The following is a 14,625-nucleotide window of genomic DNA, read 5'->3' on the forward strand; positions in this document are numbered from 1 at the left end:
CATACCGTTACAGCGGGGGGTTGTGAATCGAACACGCTCCGTCGCAATGCCCCCAGCCCCGTCCCTAGGCCCCGTCCGTCCCGGCGGGGCCGCGAGAGGAGAACCTCATGTCGCTCGACGTCTCACCGGCCCTCCTCGAACAGGCCGAGCGAGGCGAGGTCGACGAAGCCGCATTTGTCGACTGCGTCCGGACCTCCCTGCCCTACGCATGGGGGATGATCAGCTCTCTGGTGGCCCAGCTGAAGGTGGACGGCGGAGAGTTCGCCGACAATCAGACGCCGCCGCCGGACGAGCAGGCGCGCGGCCAGCTGCTGCGCGCGCTGGCGAGTGACGCCATCCGTGGTTCCCTTGAGCGCCACTTCGGTGTGCGGCTCGCCTTTCAGAACTGCCACCGCGTCGCGGTTTTCCCGCTCGACCCGGTGGTGGACGACCGACTGGCCCGTTTCACGTCCATCCGGGGTCAGCTGCTGAACCAGTCGCCCGAACTCCGCGACTGCTGAACGGAGTTGCTGCCGCTGCGCACACGGTGATGACCAGCACCGTGCCGGTGCGCCAGCGGCAGCACCACTCACACCGGGACCACCGCTCCCACGTACGACGCCCTCGCACTCTCGCGCCACCGCATCGCGGGCGCCGTCACCGGTACCCGCGCGCGGCATCCACACCCGGCCTCCGCCTGCCGTCCGCCGTACCGGACCCGGTCACTCCAGCTGCGAGAGCACCTCGGTGCCCAGCCGTCGGACGTTCTCCTCCGTCGCCGCAAGATCGCCGGAGCCCTCGACGAGCAGCGCGAAGCGTGTGATGCCCGTTCGCTCCGAGGTCGCCGCCAGCCGGTCCGCACACAACTGCGGCGGACCGACGGGGTGCAGCCCGCACAGCAACTCCGTGTAGGCCAGCGGATCGCGCATCGCGCGATAGCGGCCGTCGACCGTCACATGGGCGCCCAGGCCCTGCCGCAACCAGCCGGGCATCGCCTTCGTCAGGGTCTCGCGCGCGGCCTCACGGTCGTCGGCGATCTGCACCACGCCGGCCGAGACATGCCCGGCCGCGGCCACCGCGTCGCCGTCCAGCCCGGCCTCCCGCGCGGCCGCCCGCCACAGCGCGACCATCTCCGCCTTCTCCTCGTCGCCGCAGTGCATACCCAGCAGCATCGGCAGCCCGCGCGCGGCAGCCGTGCGCACCGACGAGGGGGAGGTGCAGGCGACCACGACCGGCGGGCCCGGAGGACCGGCCCCCGGATCGTCCGGAAGGGTCAGTGCCTCGGCCGGACGCGGTACCACCGCCACTTCGCGGAACGTATAGCGCTCGCCCTGCGCGCCGACCCGGGGCTCTCGCAGCCAGCGCATCAGCAGATCGAGCGATTCCGGGAAGCCGTGGTCATACGCTTCGAGTCCGGAACCGAACACCTCCAGATCGACCCACGGACCGCCCCGGCCGACGCCGAGGGTGAACCGCCCGTCGGAGGTGAGATGCAGCAGCGCCGCCTGCTCACCCAGCGCCACCGGGTGCTGGGTCGGCAGCACGCTCACCGCCGTCCCGACGCCGATCCTGCGGGTCCGGCCCAGCAGCAGCCCGGCCAGCGTCGCCGCGTTCGGGCAGACGCCGTAGGGTACGAAGTGGTGTTCCGCCAGCCAGACATCGTCGAGTCCGGCCTCCTCCGCGACCTCCGCGGAGCGCACCGCGCGGTGCAGTGCCTCCCCCTGTCCCTGACCGGGGAATTGAGCGGCCAGGATGAAAGCCCCAACGCGCATCGCTCTCTGCCTCCTCGCAGCCGACGCGACTCCCCCTTACAGGCAACAACGTGTGACACGTGCCAAGGGCACGGTCTGACGCGAAATTTCCTGATGATCGCAGAATCCTGCCGCGCGGCGTCCGCCCCTGACCGCGCCGCGTACGCTGGTGACAGCCCGTGACTCCGTACATATCCGAGGTGTTCAGTGTCCCCGCGCCGAAACCGCCAGCACGGCGGTGCGAAGCCCATCGACCGCACGGGCGGTGACCCCTACGGCCGGATGGGAGCGCCTCCGGGCAGCGGAGGCTGGGAGACCACCGAGGACTGGCGCGGCGAGGACTGGGTCGTGCGGCACGTCGGGGGCGGCGGCGCGGCCAAGCGCTACCGCTGCCCCGGTTGCGACCAGGAGATCCCGCCCGGGGTCCCGCATGTGGTCGCCTGGCCGCAGCACGGCGACGTCGAGGACCGCCGGCACTGGCACAAGGCGTGCTGGAACGCACGGGACCGCCGGAGCGCGCGGCTCCAGCGGTCCCGTAACGCGCCCCGGTACTAGGGCCTGTTCACCCAGGGTGGCGGCCCGGGGCGGAGGGCAACGTCCGGCCGCTCCCCGGCGCCCGAAGGCGCCGGTGCGGCCGGACCGTCTCAGACGTCGCGCTTGTTGATGACCGCGTAGGCGGCACCGAGGGTGACGGCCGTCAGGCCCGTGACGATCCACAGGGGATCCCAGCCGGACGGGCCGGCGTTGGCGAGGGCGCTGCTGTACATCACGCCGAGCTGGCTGGGGAACGCGTACTCCATGAGCCAGAGCTGGATGTCCTCAAGGCTCTTCGACCGCATGAAGATCGCCAGCACCAACGGCAGCAGATAGACGCCGATCATGAGGGTGATCGCGCCCGCGGAGTGCCGCAGCAGGGCGCCGACGGCCAGCGAGAGCAGCCCGACCATGGCGACGAAGAGGCCCACTCCCACCGTGGCCTTGAACCAGTCCGCGCCGGTCGGTTCGTTCGTGATCTTCAGGCCACTGACCATGGAGTACTGCGCGAGGGCCACCACGGTCGAGGTCACCAGGGCGAGGACGAAGCTCAGGACGAAGAAGACGATCGCCTTGGCGGTCAGGATCCGGGCGCGGGCCGGGCACGCCGTAAGGGTGGTGCGGACCATTCCGGTGCTGTACTCGGAGGAGATCACCAGCACCCCCAGGGTGATCACGGGGATCAGGCCCATCATCATTCCGAAGGTGCCATAACTCAGGGGTGAGTCGGGGCCGATCGAGTCGCTGTGCCCGGCGATGACCGAGCCCGCCAGCAGGCCGATGCCCACCGTCAGGAGGATCATCACGCCGACCGTCCAGAGCGTCGAGCGGACGGAGCGGATCTTTGTCCACTCGGAGAGCAGCGCATGGCCGAGGTGGGTGGGGCGCACCGGGATGGGCGAGACATAGCCGGCCGGTCCGCCGGCGTAGGCCTGCTGGGGGTGCGGCTGGGCGGGAGGCTGCGGGGCCTGGCCCTGGCCCTGGCCCTGGGCCGGTGCCGGTGCCTGGGCCTGGGCCTGGAGCATCATCGTGCCCGCGTCCTTGCCCGGTCCGTGCGCGGCGAGCGGCTGCGGTACGGGCGCCTGCTGGGCCTGCTGGGGCTGGGGAGCCTGTTGGGCCTGGAGCGTCATGGTGCCGGCTTCCCGGGCGGGTGCGGGCTGCCCGGGTGCCTGCTGGGCCTGGAGCGTCATCGTGCCCGCTTCCTTGGCGGGTGCGGGCTGCCCGGGTGCCTGCTGGGCCTGGAGCATCATCGTGCCGGCCTCCTTGGCGGGCGCGTGCTGCTGCGGCGCGGGCTGCTCCGGACCTGCGGGCTGCGCCTGGGGCGGCGGGGTGCCCTGCTGCTGAGGTGCGGCGCCCTGCGGGGCGGCGGGCGGCATCGGGGGCGCGGCCGGCATCGGCTGCTGCTGTGCGCCGGTGTCGTGGGGTCCGCGCTCAGGCTGCGGCTGGGGCTGCGGCTGCTGAGGGCTGGTCATCGGGCGTCCTCGTGGTGGTCGGCGGGGGCGGCGGGCGGCATCGGCGCGGCGGGCTGCTGCCCGTACGGGTGAGGTGCGCCGTAGGACTCGGGTGACCCGTACGGGTGACCTTGAGCCTGCGCGGGCGGCGGATAGCCCGGCCCCGGGGCCGCCCCGGCCGCCCGCTGTCCGTACGGATCCTGCTGCGCGTACGGATCCTGCTGGGCGTACGGGTTCGGCTGCCCCTGGCCGGGAACACCGGCCGTGGCCTGGCCCGGCCGGCCGGCCGGGTATCCGGGTCCGCCCGCAAACCCCTGCGGCGCGGCACCCTGCGGCGCGGCACCCTGCGGGGCGTACCCGGCGGGGGCACCCTGCAGACCGGCCCGCTGGTCGTGTGTCGAGCGGTAGTCCACGGCGCCCTGCGTCAGCTGCATGTACGCCTCTTCCAGCGACGCCTGGTGCGGAGAGAGCTCCCACAGCCTGACGTCGGCCTGGTGCGCGAGATCGCTGATGCGGGGGAGCGGCAGCCCGGTGACCCGCAGCGAGCCGTCCGGCTCGGGCGCGACCTGCCCGCCGGCCTCACCGAGCGCGGCGGTCAGCTTCTCCCGCTGCTCCGGCTCGGTGTCCGGCGTACGCACCCGGGCGAAATCAGCGGAGTTGGCCGAGATGAAGTCCTTGACCGGCATGTCCGCCATCAGCTGTCCACGGCCGATCACGATCAAGTGCTCGGCGGTCAGCGCCATTTCGCTCATCAGATGCGAGGAGACGAAGACCGTACGGCCCTCGGCCGCCAGCTGCTTCATCAGATTGCGCACCCACAGGATGCCTTCGGGGTCGAGGCCGTTGACCGGCTCGTCGAAGAGCAGCACCTGCGGATCGCCGAGCAGTGCCGCGGCGATGCCCAGCCGCTGGCCCATCCCGAGCGAGAAGCCCTTGGAGCGCCGCCCGGCGACGTCCTGGAGACCGACAACCCCCAGCACCTCGTCGACCCGGCGGGCGGGAATACCGGACAGCTGGGCGAGCGAGAGCAGATGCTGGCGCGCGCTGCGGCCGCCGTGCACGGCCTTGGCGTCGAGCAGCGCGCCCACCTGGCGCGGAGCGTTGGGGAGGCTGCGGAAGGGCCGGCCGGCGATGGTGGCCCGCCCCGAGGTCGGTGCGTCCAGGCCCAGAATCATGCGCATGGTGGTCGACTTACCGGAGCCGTTGGGCCCCAGGAAGCCGGTCACCGTGCCCGGCCTTACCTGGAACGACAGGTCGTACACGGCCGTCTTGGCGCCGTAGCGCTTCGTCAGGCCGACTGCCTCGATCAATTCTCCGCCCCTCGCGAGATCGTCGGGGCAGAGGCGCCCTCGTACCCCCGTGAGGGTTAGGAGGCTATCCGGCCGTTGACGGTTCCCGTCAATTCCTCATGCTCCCGACTGCCCCGCCGGGCTCCGGATGTGCCGTCTCGCGGCTTGGCGGCGGTGCGGCCGCGTGGCTTGGCGACTCCGCTACCCGCTACCCGCGAACCGCGACCCGCTTGGCGCTCCCCACCGGGCGCGATCCGTCATGCGTCGCGCTTTTTCAGGAGTACGAAGCCGCCGACGAGCGCCGCGGCCGTCCAAGCGATCATGATTGCCAGTCCGCCCCACGGGCCGTACGGCACATCACTGTTGGCGGGCGTCACCACTTGCATGATCTTTGAACCCGCCTGGTCCGGCAGAAAGCGGCCGATTTTCCGGGTCGCCGTGACATTTCCGAGAATGTTGGAAATGAGGAAGAAGAACGGCATCAGAATGCCCAGCGAAAGCATCGGGCTGCGCAGCATGGTGGCCACCGCCATCGAGAACAGCGCGATCAGCGTCATATAGAGCCCGCCGCCGATCACCGCGCGCAGCACGCCCGGATCCCCGATATGCGCCCGGAGATCGCCCAGCGCCGACTGCCCGGCGAAGAACGTCACGAAGCTGGTCGCCAGACCGACGACGAAGACCAGCGCCGTGGCCACCAGCAGCTTGCAGAACAGGAAGGTGCCGCGCTGCGGTACGGCCGCCAGCGAGGCGCGGATCATGCCGGTGCTGTACTCGTTCGACACCACCAGCACCCCGAAGACGATCATTGCCAGCTGGCCCAGCCCCATCCCGGCGAAGCTGATGTTGGTGGCGTCGAACGCCAGCCGGGCCCTGGCCGGCATCGAGTTGAAGTCGCTGCTGGTCAGGCTGCAGATCACCACACCCAGCCCCACGGTGACCACGACAGCGATGCCCAGCGTCCACACCGTGGACCGCACCGATCTGATCTTGGTCCACTCCGACCGAATGACCTGCCCGACCGCCGCCATCCGTCAGCTCCTCTTCTTCTTCTGCCAGTTTGTGCCCCAGCCGGTCGGCTGCGGTTCGCCCGGCCGTGCCCCGGCCGTCTGCGGCTCTGCCGGGGGCCGTGCCGCCGGCGACCACCCGCCGGCCTGCGCCGGCACCGGTTCGCCGCCGTGCGCGTGGTACTCCACCGACTCCGCCGTCAGCTGCATGAAGGCCTCCTCCAGGGACGCCTGCTGGGGGCTCAGCTCATGGAGCACCAGCTGTTGTGCGGCGGCCAGTTCGCCCAGCCGCTCCGCGGGCACCCCGTCGACCTCCAGTGAGCCGTTGCCGGCCACCACCGCCTGCATGCCCTCGGCGTGCAGCAGATCCAGCAGCTTCTCCTGCTCCGGGGACCGCATCCGGACGTAGGACCGGGAGTTCTGGTGGATGAAGTCCTTCATCGAGGTGTCGGCCATCAGTCGGCCCTGCCCGATCACGATCAGGTGCTCGGCGGTCAGCGCCATCTCGCTCATCAGGTGCGAGGAGACGAACACGGTGCGGCCCTGGGCCGCGAGGTTCTGCATGAGCGTGCGGATCCAGTGGATGCCTTCGGGGTCGAGCCCGTTGACCGGCTCGTCGAAGAGCAGCACCTGCGGATCGCCGAGCAGCGCCGCGGCGATGCCGAGCCGCTGGCTCATTCCGAGCGAGAACCCCTTCGTCCGCTTCTTGGCGACCGGGCTCAGCCCCACGGTGTCCAGCACCTCGCCGACCCGTCTGCGGGGAATGCCGTTGCTCTGCGCCAGACACAGCAGATGGTTGGTGGCGCTCCGGCCGCCGTGCACCGACTTCGCCTCCAGCAGGGCCCCGATGTACGTCAGCGGGTCCTGCAACTGGCGGTAGTGCCTGCCGTTGATCCGGACCGTGCCCGACGTCGGGTTGTCCAGGTCGAGCATCATCCGCATGGTCGTCGACTTGCCCGCGCCGTTGGGGCCGAGGAAGCCGGTGACGATACCGGGCCGCACCGTGAAGGTGAGGTCGTTCACGGCGACCGTGTTGCCGTAATGCTTGGTCAGCCCCTCAAGCTCGATCATGTACAGCACGCTAGGCCCGCTCCGTGGCCCCTGCCACCGGTGCGGGGCCGCCCGGCTGACCCCCCGTACGCACCGCGCCCCCGCACCACCACGGAGGCGGTACGGGGGCGCGGTCGGGACCGGAGCGAAACCTGCCCGGGGGCACCACCCGGCGTTGGCCGGGGGAGGGGCAGCGGGTCAGTGGTCCGTCGGGTCAGCGGGTCTGCTGGGCGGGGACGCCGTGCGAGGCGGTCTCGTCCTCGCCGGGGGCGCCGGCCGCGGCCACCGCCGCGCCGGTCAGCGTCGCCAGCATCTCGCGGACGTTGGTCAGCTGGGCGTTGATCGAGTCGCGGCGGTTGGTCAGCGCCGCCAGCTCGCGCTCGGATTCGCTGCGGATACGATCCGCCTTGGCGTTGGCGTCCGCCACGATGTCCTCGGCCTGGCGCTGCGCGGTCTCCACCGTCTGGCGCGCCCGGCGCTCCGCGTCCGTCCGCAGCTTCTCGGCCTCCAGGCGGAGCTGCTCGGCGCGGTGCTCGATCTCCGCGAGCCGCTTCTCGGCCTTGGCCTGACGCGAGGCCAGGTCGCGCTCGGACTGCTCACGGCGCTTGGCGAGGTTGGTCTCGAAGTCCGCCGCGGCCTGCGCGGCCTTGGCGCGGGTCTCCTCGAAGAGGGAGTCCGCCTCCTCGCGCTTGGACTGCGCGTCCTTCTGCGCCTCGGCGCGCAGGGTGGACGCCTCGCCCTTGGCCTTCTCGACGATCCGGGCGCCCTCGTCCTCCGCCTTCGCCTTCCGGTCGGTGGCGAACTGCTCGGCGTCGTTACGGACCTGCTGGGCGGCCGACTCGGCCAGCTCACGGTGCTGCTCGGCGGCCCGGCGGGCCTCTTCGCGCAGATCCTTCGCCTCCTCTTCGGCGAGGCGGAGGATCTTCTCCACGCGCGCACCGAGGCCCGCGTAAGACGGTTCGGCGTCATTGACCTGCGCCTGGGCGTTCTGCGTTTCGAGGTGCAGCTCCTCGATCCGCTTTTCCAGCGACGTGATGCGGGCCAGCGCGCTGTCGCGGTCGGCGACGAGCTTCGTAATGCGGTCATCCACCTGACCGCGGTCGTACCCACGCCGCACGAGCTCGAAGCCGAAGGGGGAGGAAGTGTCGCTCATGGGGTTCCTGTCGAAGAGACCGGTGAGGTGATAAGGAGAATCCTAGGGGTCATCACGGCGTGTCATCGAGTCGTTGCCGGTTTGATCCGGAGAATGACCCCTCATTTGAGTGGCTACCCTTCAGACTGCTTGCCACTCGAACGAGTTGCCCCCGCGCCCGCGGCCGCCTTCACTCCGCCGCCTTTGCCTTCCCCGTTTCCGCCGGGTGCCTCGAACGACTCCAGCGCCTCCAGAACGTCCTGAACGCGGCTGATTTCGGCGTTGATGTCCTCGCGCCGGCGCACCAAAACCTCCAGCTCCCGCTTGCCCTCGTCCACGATCCGGGTGGCCTCCGCCTCGGCCTCGCTGCGCATCCGCTCCGCGTCGCGCACCGCCGCGGCCTTCTTGTTCTCGGCCTCCTTGATCAGGCCCTCGGCCTTCTTCACTGCCGAGATCCGGACCTTGCTCGCCTCGCTGTTGGCGTCCGCCACCATCCGGTCGGCCTTCTCCTCGGCCTCCACCTGCTGGGCGGTGGCCTGCGCGATGAGCTTGTCGACCCGTTCGCCGGCGTTCTTCATCGTCTCCGCGGACTCCCGGCGGGCCCGCTCGTGCAGCTCCTCGACCTCGGACTCGATCCGCTGGCGCAGCTCCTCGGCGCGCTCCCGGATGCCCGTGGCGTCGCCGCGGGCCTCTTCCAGCAGCGTGTTCGCGTCCGTACGGGCCTTCTCCACCCGGGCGTTGCCGTCGGACGTCGCCTCCGCCAGGAGCCGGTCGGCCTCCTTGCGGGCCGCGCCGACCATCGTATCGGCCTGCTCCTCGGCGGCGGTGGCGGCCTTCAGGGCCTCCTCCTGGGCCTTGGCGACGAGCTGGTCCGCCTGCTCGGCCGCGTCCCCGCGGCGCTTGGCGGCGTCCTTGCGCGCCTCGTCGATCAGCCGGTCCGCCTCCTGCTGCGCTTCCTCCCTGGTCCGCTCGGCCGCCGCCTCGGCGTCCTCCTTGACCTTCGCGGACTCGCTGCGGGTGCGGTTGGAGTGCTCCTGGGCGGCGGTGACCGTCTCGGCCGCGTCCGTGCGCAGCCGGTCCGCCTCCGCGGTGGCCGTCGCGACCATGCGGTCCGCCTGCTCACGGGCATCGGCCCGGGTACGGTCCGCGTCCCGTTCGGCCTCCGCGGTCGTCTCCGCGGCGTCCGCGCGCAGCCGCTCCGCCTCGGTCGCGGCCTCCGACATCAGCTGGTCGGCCTGCTCTGCGGCGTCCGAGCGGGTCTTGTTGGCCGCCTCGCGCGCCTGGTCGCCGGTGTGCTCGGCGTCGAGACGGGCCTTCTCCAGCGCCTCGGCGGCCTCCGCCCGCAGCCGCTCGGCCGCCTCGGTCGCCTCCGCCACCAGGGACTGCGCCTGCTGCTCGCCCTCGGCCCGCAGCCGCTCGGCGTTCTGCTGGGCCTCCTGGACCGTACGGTCCGCGTCGTCCTGCGCCGACGAGGTCAGCTCGGTCGCCTCGGTGACGATCCGTTCGGCCTCCGCACGGGCCTCGGTGACCAAGCGGTCGGCCTGCTCGGCGGCGTCCGAGCGCATCCGGTTCGCGTCGTTGCGCGCCTCCGCACGGGCCCGCGCCGCGTCCTGCTCGCCCGCGGCCAGCGCGTCCGAGGCGTCGGTGCGCAGCTGCTGGGCCTTCGCCGTGGCGTCCGCGACCAGCTTCTCGGCCTGCGCGGTCGCCTCCGACACCAGCCGGTCGGCCTGCTCGGCGGCCTCGGACCGCGCCGTATCGGCGTCCCGGCGCGCCGCGTCCAGGACACCGGCCGCCTCCGTACGGAGCGCGTCGGCCTCCTCGATGGCCTCGGAAACCGCCCGCTCCGCCAGGGCCTTCGCGGCCTCCTGGGCCTCCTGGGCCTCCTGCCGGGCCCGTGCGGCGTCCTGCGAGGCGCGCTCCCGCTCCTCGTAGGCGTCCTTGCGGACCCGGTCCGCCTCGTCCTGCGCCTCGGCCTTGGTGCGCTCCGCGGCGTGCTCGGCCGCCGAACGCAGTCCGGCGATCTCTTCACCGGCCTGCTCGTGCAGCCCCGCGACCGCGTCCCGCACCTGCTGTGCGGTCTGCTCGGCCGCCGCCACCAACTCGCCCGCGCGCCGGTCCGCTTCCTCGACCAGCCGCTCGGCTTCCTCCTGTGCCTCGCCCACCCGCGTACGGGCAGCGGCCAGCAGCTCGTCGCTCTGTTCGCGCGCCGCGGTCCGCTCCTGGTGGGCCTCCTCGCGGGCCTCGCCCAGCAGCTGCTCGGCCTCCCGGCGCCGCCGCGCGGCCTCCTCCTGGGCCGCGGCCAGCGCCTGCGCGGCTTCCGCGCCGGTGCGCTCCGCGGCCGTCGCGGCCTCGGCCCGCACCCGGTCCGCGGTCTCCTGCGCCTCCGCCTTCAGCCGCTCCGCCTCGGCCGACGCCTCGCTGCGCAGCCGCGTCGCCACCGACTCGGCCTCGGAACGTGCCGTCGAGGCATCGGACGCGGCCTCCGTGCGCAGCCGTTCGGCCTCCTCCTCGGCCTGCTGCGTCAGCATCCGGCGCCGCTCGGCCGACTCCGCCTTGAGGCGGGCCGCCTCCTCCTGCGTCTCCCGGCGCAGCCGCTCCGCCTCCGCGCGGGCGCCGCGCAGCGACTCCTCTGCGGCGGTGACCTTCTCCTGCGCCTCGCCGTGCAGCCGGTCCAGCTCGGCCTGCGCCTCGGTCCGCAGCTCCTCCGCGGCCTCCTCGGCCGCCACGCGCAGCCGTGCGGCGGACTCCTCGGCCTCGGTGGTCACCATCTCCGCGGCCTGGGCGCCCTCGGTCAGCAGCTCCTCGGCCTCCGAACGGGCCCGCTCCAGCGCCTCCTCGGCCTGCCGGCGCAGCGCCGTGGCGCGTTCGATGGCCTCCGTCCGCACCCGCTCGCTCTCCGCGACGGCGCCCGAACGGGTCTCCTCGGCATCGGCCTTGGCCTTGCCCAGCAGCTCCTCGGCGGACCCGGCCGCCTCCTCGATCTGCTGGACCGCCTCCCGGCGGGCCTCGCTGCGGATCCGCTCGCCCTCGGCGACGGCGTCCGCGCGCAGCTGCTCGGCCTCGCCGCGCAGCCGCCGTGCCTCCTCCTGGAGTTCGGCGGTCTTGGCGCGGTATTCCTTGGTGTCGTCCTTCGCCGCGCCCTTGAGCTGGGCCGCGGTGTCATGCGCCTCTTCGCGCAGCCGGTCCGCCTCGGCCTCGGCCTCGCTGCGCAGCCGTTCGGCCTCCTCCGCGGCCGCCTTGGTGGTGGCCTTGGCGTCCTCGGAGGCCTTGGTCAGCACCTCCTCGGCGGTGCGTGCGGCCTTCGCCAGCTGTGCCGCGGCGTCCTCCGACGCCTGGGACCGGGCGGCCTCCTGCGCCTCGGCGATCAGCCGGTCGGCCTCCGTGCGGGCGTCCTCGCGCAGTTGCTCGGCCTCGGCCTTGAGCGCTTCGGCGTCCTTGGTGGCCTCGCCGACCAGCCGGGCGATCTCCGCCTTGGCCGTACGGGTGCGCTGCTCGTTGTCCGACTCGGCCGCCGTCAGCCGCTTGGTGGCGCTCTGCTGCGCCTCCTCGACCAGCTTCTCGGCCTCGGCGCGTGCCTCGCGCAGCGCCTTGTCCGCCTCCTGGAGGCGGGTCTCGGCGGTACGGGTCAGCTCCGCGGCCTGCCGGCGGGCCTCCTCCGACTCGGTGCCGGCGCTGGTCCGCAGCTGCTCGGCCTGATCGGTGGCCTCCTGGGCCTGGTTGGAGGCGGCGTTCAGCAGCCGCTCGGCGTCGGTGCGGGCGCGGCGCAGGATGCTTTCCGCTTCGGTACGGGCCTCCTCGGCCTCGGTACCGAGCCGTTCACGGGCGCGTTCGGCAAGCCGCTGGGCCTCGGCCCGGGCGGCCGACAGCGCCTGCTCGGCCTCCCGGCGGGACTCCTCCATCAGCCGGCGGGCCTGCGACTCCGTCCGGGCACGCAGCTGTTCGGCCCAGGCGACGTTCTCGTTGACGTGCGATTCGACGGTCTGCCGGCGCTCGTTGAGCTCCTCGTCGAGCCGCTGGCGGCGGGTGACCGCCTCGGCGTGCAGCTCGGCCTCCAGCCGGGACTGCCGCTCGGCCTGCTCCTGCAGCAGCCGCTGGGTCTGCGCCCGGGCCTCGCGCAGCTCGCGCTCGGCGTCCGTACGCAGTTGGTCCGCCTGGATCTGCGCATTGCGCAGCAGCTGCTCGGCCTGATGACTGACGTTGTCGTAGGCAGGACGGGTCGCGAGGTTGCGGCGCGCCTCATGGAGCTTGGCGCGCAGCACCTCGACCTGGTAGCCGAGGTCGTCGGCGTGCTGGACGGCCTTGTCCCGCTCGCCCTTCAGCCGCTCCATCTCGGCCTCGAACTGCGAGAGGTGGTCGTCAGCCTCGTAGCGGTCGTTGCCCCGCACTGCGCGGTCCCATCCGTCCCCTGGTCATGGTGGCGGCCGTCTCCGGTCCTGCGGTGCTCGTCCCGTACACGTCACGTCGTACCGGACTCGCGCCCATCGGAGCTGACCCTTCCGAAGAAATGGTGTCAGATCATCGGCAGAGTATGGACCGAGCCCCACTCCCTTACCCCGGCCGAAGCTGCACTCTACCGGCCGGGGAAGGTGATGGTCAGTGGTCTTCGGAGGTGGCGGGCGCCGCGGTGACGAGTTCGGTGAGCACTCCGTGACAATCCTTGGGGTGCAGGAAGGTGATCCGGGACCCCATCGAACCGGTCCTGGGCTCGTCGTAGAGGACCCGGACGCCCTTGCCGCGGATGGCCTCGGAGTCGCCGTCCACGTCCGCGGTGCCGAAGGCGATGTGATGGACGCCCTCGCCGTTCTTGGCAAGCCACTTGCCCACCGCGGAGTCCTCGCGGGTGGGCTCCAGGAGCTGCAGGTACGAGGCGCCGCCGTCCGACGTCCCATTGATTTTGATCATGGCTTCCCGGACTCCCTGCTCCTCGTTGACCTCGGTGTGGAACACCTCGAAGCCGTACGTGGCACGGTAGAACTCGACAGTCTTGTCGAGGTCGAAACAGGCGATCCCGATGTGGTCGATTCGCGTCAGCATGGCTCCAGTGCACCCCTCGCATGGCTGGTTACGCAACGTGCGCGCGATCACACCTCCTTGCCGGTGACCCGGCGCGTACCGCTCAGTACATTGACGGGTAACCCTCGTTAACTTCCCTGTAAAGGAAGGCCGCACCGCATGTCTGCAACGAACGGCACGAACGGCAGCACCTCAGTGATCGTGGCGGGAGCGCGCACCCCCATGGGGCGGCTCCTGGGATCCCTGCGGACCTTCTCCGGCGCTGACCTGGGCGCCGTCGCCATCAAGGCGGCACTGGACCGGGCGGGCATCGGCGGCGACCAGGTGCAGTACGTGATCATGGGCCAGGTGCTCCAGGCCGGGGCGGGGCAGATCCCGGCGCGCCAGGCGGCCGTGAAGGCCGGCATCCCCATGAACGTCCCCGCGCTGACCGTCAACAAGGTCTGCCTCTCCGGTCTCGACGCCATCGCGCTGGCCGACCAGCTCATCCGCGCGGGTGAGTTCGACGTCATCGTCGCCGGTGGCCAGGAGTCCATGACCAACGCCCCGCACCTGCTTCCGAAGTCCCGTGAGGGCTTCAAGTACGGCGCCGTCGAGATGCTCGACGCGATGGCCCACGACGGCCTCACCGACGCCTACGAAGGCATCGCGATGGGCGAGTCGACGGAGAAGCACAACACCCGTTTGGGCATCGCCCGACCGGAGCAGGACGAGGTCGCCGCGCGCTCCCACCAGCGGGCCGCCGCCGCCCAGAAGAACGGGCTCTTCGAGGCCGAGATCACCCCCGTGGAGATCCCGCAGCGCAAGGGCGAGCCGGTCGTCTTCAGCAAGGACGAGGGCATCCGGGGCGAAACCACCGCGGAATCGCTCGGCAAGCTCCGTCCGGCCTTCGCCAAGGACGGCACGATCACCGCCGGCACCTCCTCGCAGATCTCCGACGGTGCGGCCGCCGTCGTCGTCATGAGCAAGGCCAAGGCCGAGGAGCTCGGTCTCGAATGGATCGCGGAGATCGGCGCCCACGGCAATGTCGCCGGCCCCGACAACTCGCTCCAGTCGCAGCCCTCCAACGCGATCAACCACGCGCTGGGCAAGGACGGACTGGCCGTCTCCGATCTTGACCTGATCGAAATCAACGAGGCGTTCGCGGCCGTCGCCGTGCAGTCGATGAAGGACCTCGGGGTGTCCCCGGAAAAGGTGAATGTCAACGGCGGCGCCATTGCGCTGGGTCACCCGATCGGGATGTCCGGAGCCCGCATCGTGCTGCACCTCGCGCTGGAGCTGCGCCGGCGGGGCGGTGGCGTGGGCGCCGCCGCGCTCTGTGGTGGCGGCGGTCAGGGCGACGCGCTGATCATTCGCGTACCGGGTAAGTAACCGAGTGCCCGTACGCGCACGCGTACGGGCGGGCCGATTCGCGGACCA

11 protein-coding genes are annotated in these 14,625 nt (G+C 71.8%); 3 read left to right on the forward strand and 8 right to left on the reverse strand.

The window, feature by feature from the left end:
• Positions 1-107 precede the first annotated feature (107 nt).
• Positions 108-500, forward strand: coding sequence for an SCO5389 family protein (locus ACGFR7_RS07090; protein WP_030080104.1), 393 nt, complete (start codon positions 108-110; stop codon positions 498-500).
• 201 nt (positions 501-701) lie between these two features.
• On the opposite strand, the gene ACGFR7_RS07095 is transcribed toward ACGFR7_RS07090, so the two are convergent.
• Positions 702-1,751, reverse strand: coding sequence for an LLM class flavin-dependent oxidoreductase (locus ACGFR7_RS07095; RefSeq protein WP_393314053.1), 1,050 nt, complete (start codon positions 1,749-1,751; stop codon positions 702-704).
• 186 nt (positions 1,752-1,937) lie between these two features.
• Between ACGFR7_RS07095 and ACGFR7_RS07100 the strand changes: the two genes are divergently transcribed.
• A complete protein-coding gene (locus tag ACGFR7_RS07100) occupies positions 1,938-2,285 on the forward strand; it encodes an ATP/GTP-binding protein (protein WP_393314056.1) in 348 nt (115 codons plus the stop codon).
• Positions 2,286-2,374: 89 nt separating this feature from the next.
• Here the strand turns inward: ACGFR7_RS07100 and ACGFR7_RS07105 are convergent, their stop codons facing one another.
• From ACGFR7_RS07105 to mce, 7 genes are all read right to left on the reverse strand, one after another.
• Positions 2,375-3,736 (reverse strand): ABC transporter permease subunit, encoded by a 1,362-nt coding sequence (locus tag ACGFR7_RS07105; RefSeq protein WP_393314059.1) that lies wholly within the window; start codon positions 3,734-3,736, stop codon positions 2,375-2,377.
• Positions 3,733-5,025, reverse strand: a complete 1,293-nt coding sequence (locus ACGFR7_RS07110; protein WP_393314062.1) for an ABC transporter ATP-binding protein — start codon at positions 5,023-5,025, stop codon at positions 3,733-3,735. Before ACGFR7_RS07110 ends, ACGFR7_RS07105 begins: the two co-directional genes overlap by 4 nt.
• Positions 5,026-5,261: 236 nt before the next feature.
• Positions 5,262-6,035: an ABC transporter permease gene (locus tag ACGFR7_RS07115; protein ID WP_393314065.1), complete on the reverse strand. Its 774-nt coding sequence runs from the start codon at positions 6,033-6,035 to the stop codon at positions 5,262-5,264.
• Positions 6,036-6,038: 3 nt separating this feature from the next.
• Complete coding sequence (locus tag ACGFR7_RS07120; RefSeq protein WP_393314067.1) at positions 6,039-7,082, reverse strand: ABC transporter ATP-binding protein; 1,044 nt, start codon at positions 7,080-7,082, stop codon at positions 6,039-6,041.
• A 193-nt stretch (positions 7,083-7,275) separates the two neighbouring features.
• Positions 7,276-8,214, reverse strand: a complete 939-nt coding sequence (locus ACGFR7_RS07125; RefSeq protein ID WP_393314069.1) for a cellulose-binding protein — start codon at positions 8,212-8,214, stop codon at positions 7,276-7,278.
• A gap of 113 nt (positions 8,215-8,327) precedes the next feature.
• The gene (scy, locus tag ACGFR7_RS07130) at positions 8,328-12,578 is read right to left on the reverse strand and encodes a polarized growth protein Scy (protein ID WP_393314072.1); all 4,251 of its coding nucleotides are present in this window, start codon (positions 12,576-12,578) and stop codon (positions 8,328-8,330) included.
• Positions 12,579-12,786: 208 nt separating this feature from the next.
• On the reverse strand, positions 12,787-13,227 hold the full coding sequence (mce, locus tag ACGFR7_RS07135; protein WP_088800090.1) for a methylmalonyl-CoA epimerase: 441 nt from the start codon (positions 13,225-13,227) through the stop codon (positions 12,787-12,789).
• A gap of 174 nt (positions 13,228-13,401) precedes the next feature.
• Here mce and ACGFR7_RS07140 point away from each other — a divergent pair, with 174 nt between their 5' ends.
• On the forward strand, positions 13,402-14,577 hold the full coding sequence (locus tag ACGFR7_RS07140; protein WP_393314254.1) for an acetyl-CoA C-acetyltransferase: 1,176 nt from the start codon (positions 13,402-13,404) through the stop codon (positions 14,575-14,577).
• Positions 14,578-14,625: the final 48 nt, after the last annotated feature.

The sequence above is a fragment of the Streptomyces sp. NPDC048516 genome (assembly GCF_043199875.1).
Lineage (GTDB): Bacteria > Actinomycetota > Actinomycetes > Streptomycetales > Streptomycetaceae > Streptomyces.

Excerpts from the sequence above, each read along its gene's own strand:
- ACGFR7_RS07090 (WP_030080104.1), top strand. The coding sequence starts at position 108 with ATGTCGCTCGACGTCTCACCGGCCCTCCTCGAACAGGCCGAGCGAGGC.
- ACGFR7_RS07095 (WP_393314053.1), bottom strand. The coding sequence starts at position 1,751 with ATGCGCGTTGGGGCTTTCATCCTGGCCGCTCAATTCCCCGGTCAGGGA.
- ACGFR7_RS07105 (WP_393314059.1), bottom strand. The coding sequence starts at position 3,736 with ATGACCAGCCCTCAGCAGCCGCAGCCCCAGCCGCAGCCTGAGCGCGGA.
- ACGFR7_RS07115 (WP_393314065.1), bottom strand. The coding sequence starts at position 6,035 with ATGGCGGCGGTCGGGCAGGTCATTCGGTCGGAGTGGACCAAGATCAGA.
- ACGFR7_RS07120 (WP_393314067.1), bottom strand. The coding sequence starts at position 7,082 with ATGATCGAGCTTGAGGGGCTGACCAAGCATTACGGCAACACGGTCGCC.
- ACGFR7_RS07125 (WP_393314069.1), bottom strand. The coding sequence starts at position 8,214 with ATGAGCGACACTTCCTCCCCCTTCGGCTTCGAGCTCGTGCGGCGTGGG.
- mce (WP_088800090.1), bottom strand. The coding sequence starts at position 13,227 with ATGCTGACGCGAATCGACCACATCGGGATCGCCTGTTTCGACCTCGAC.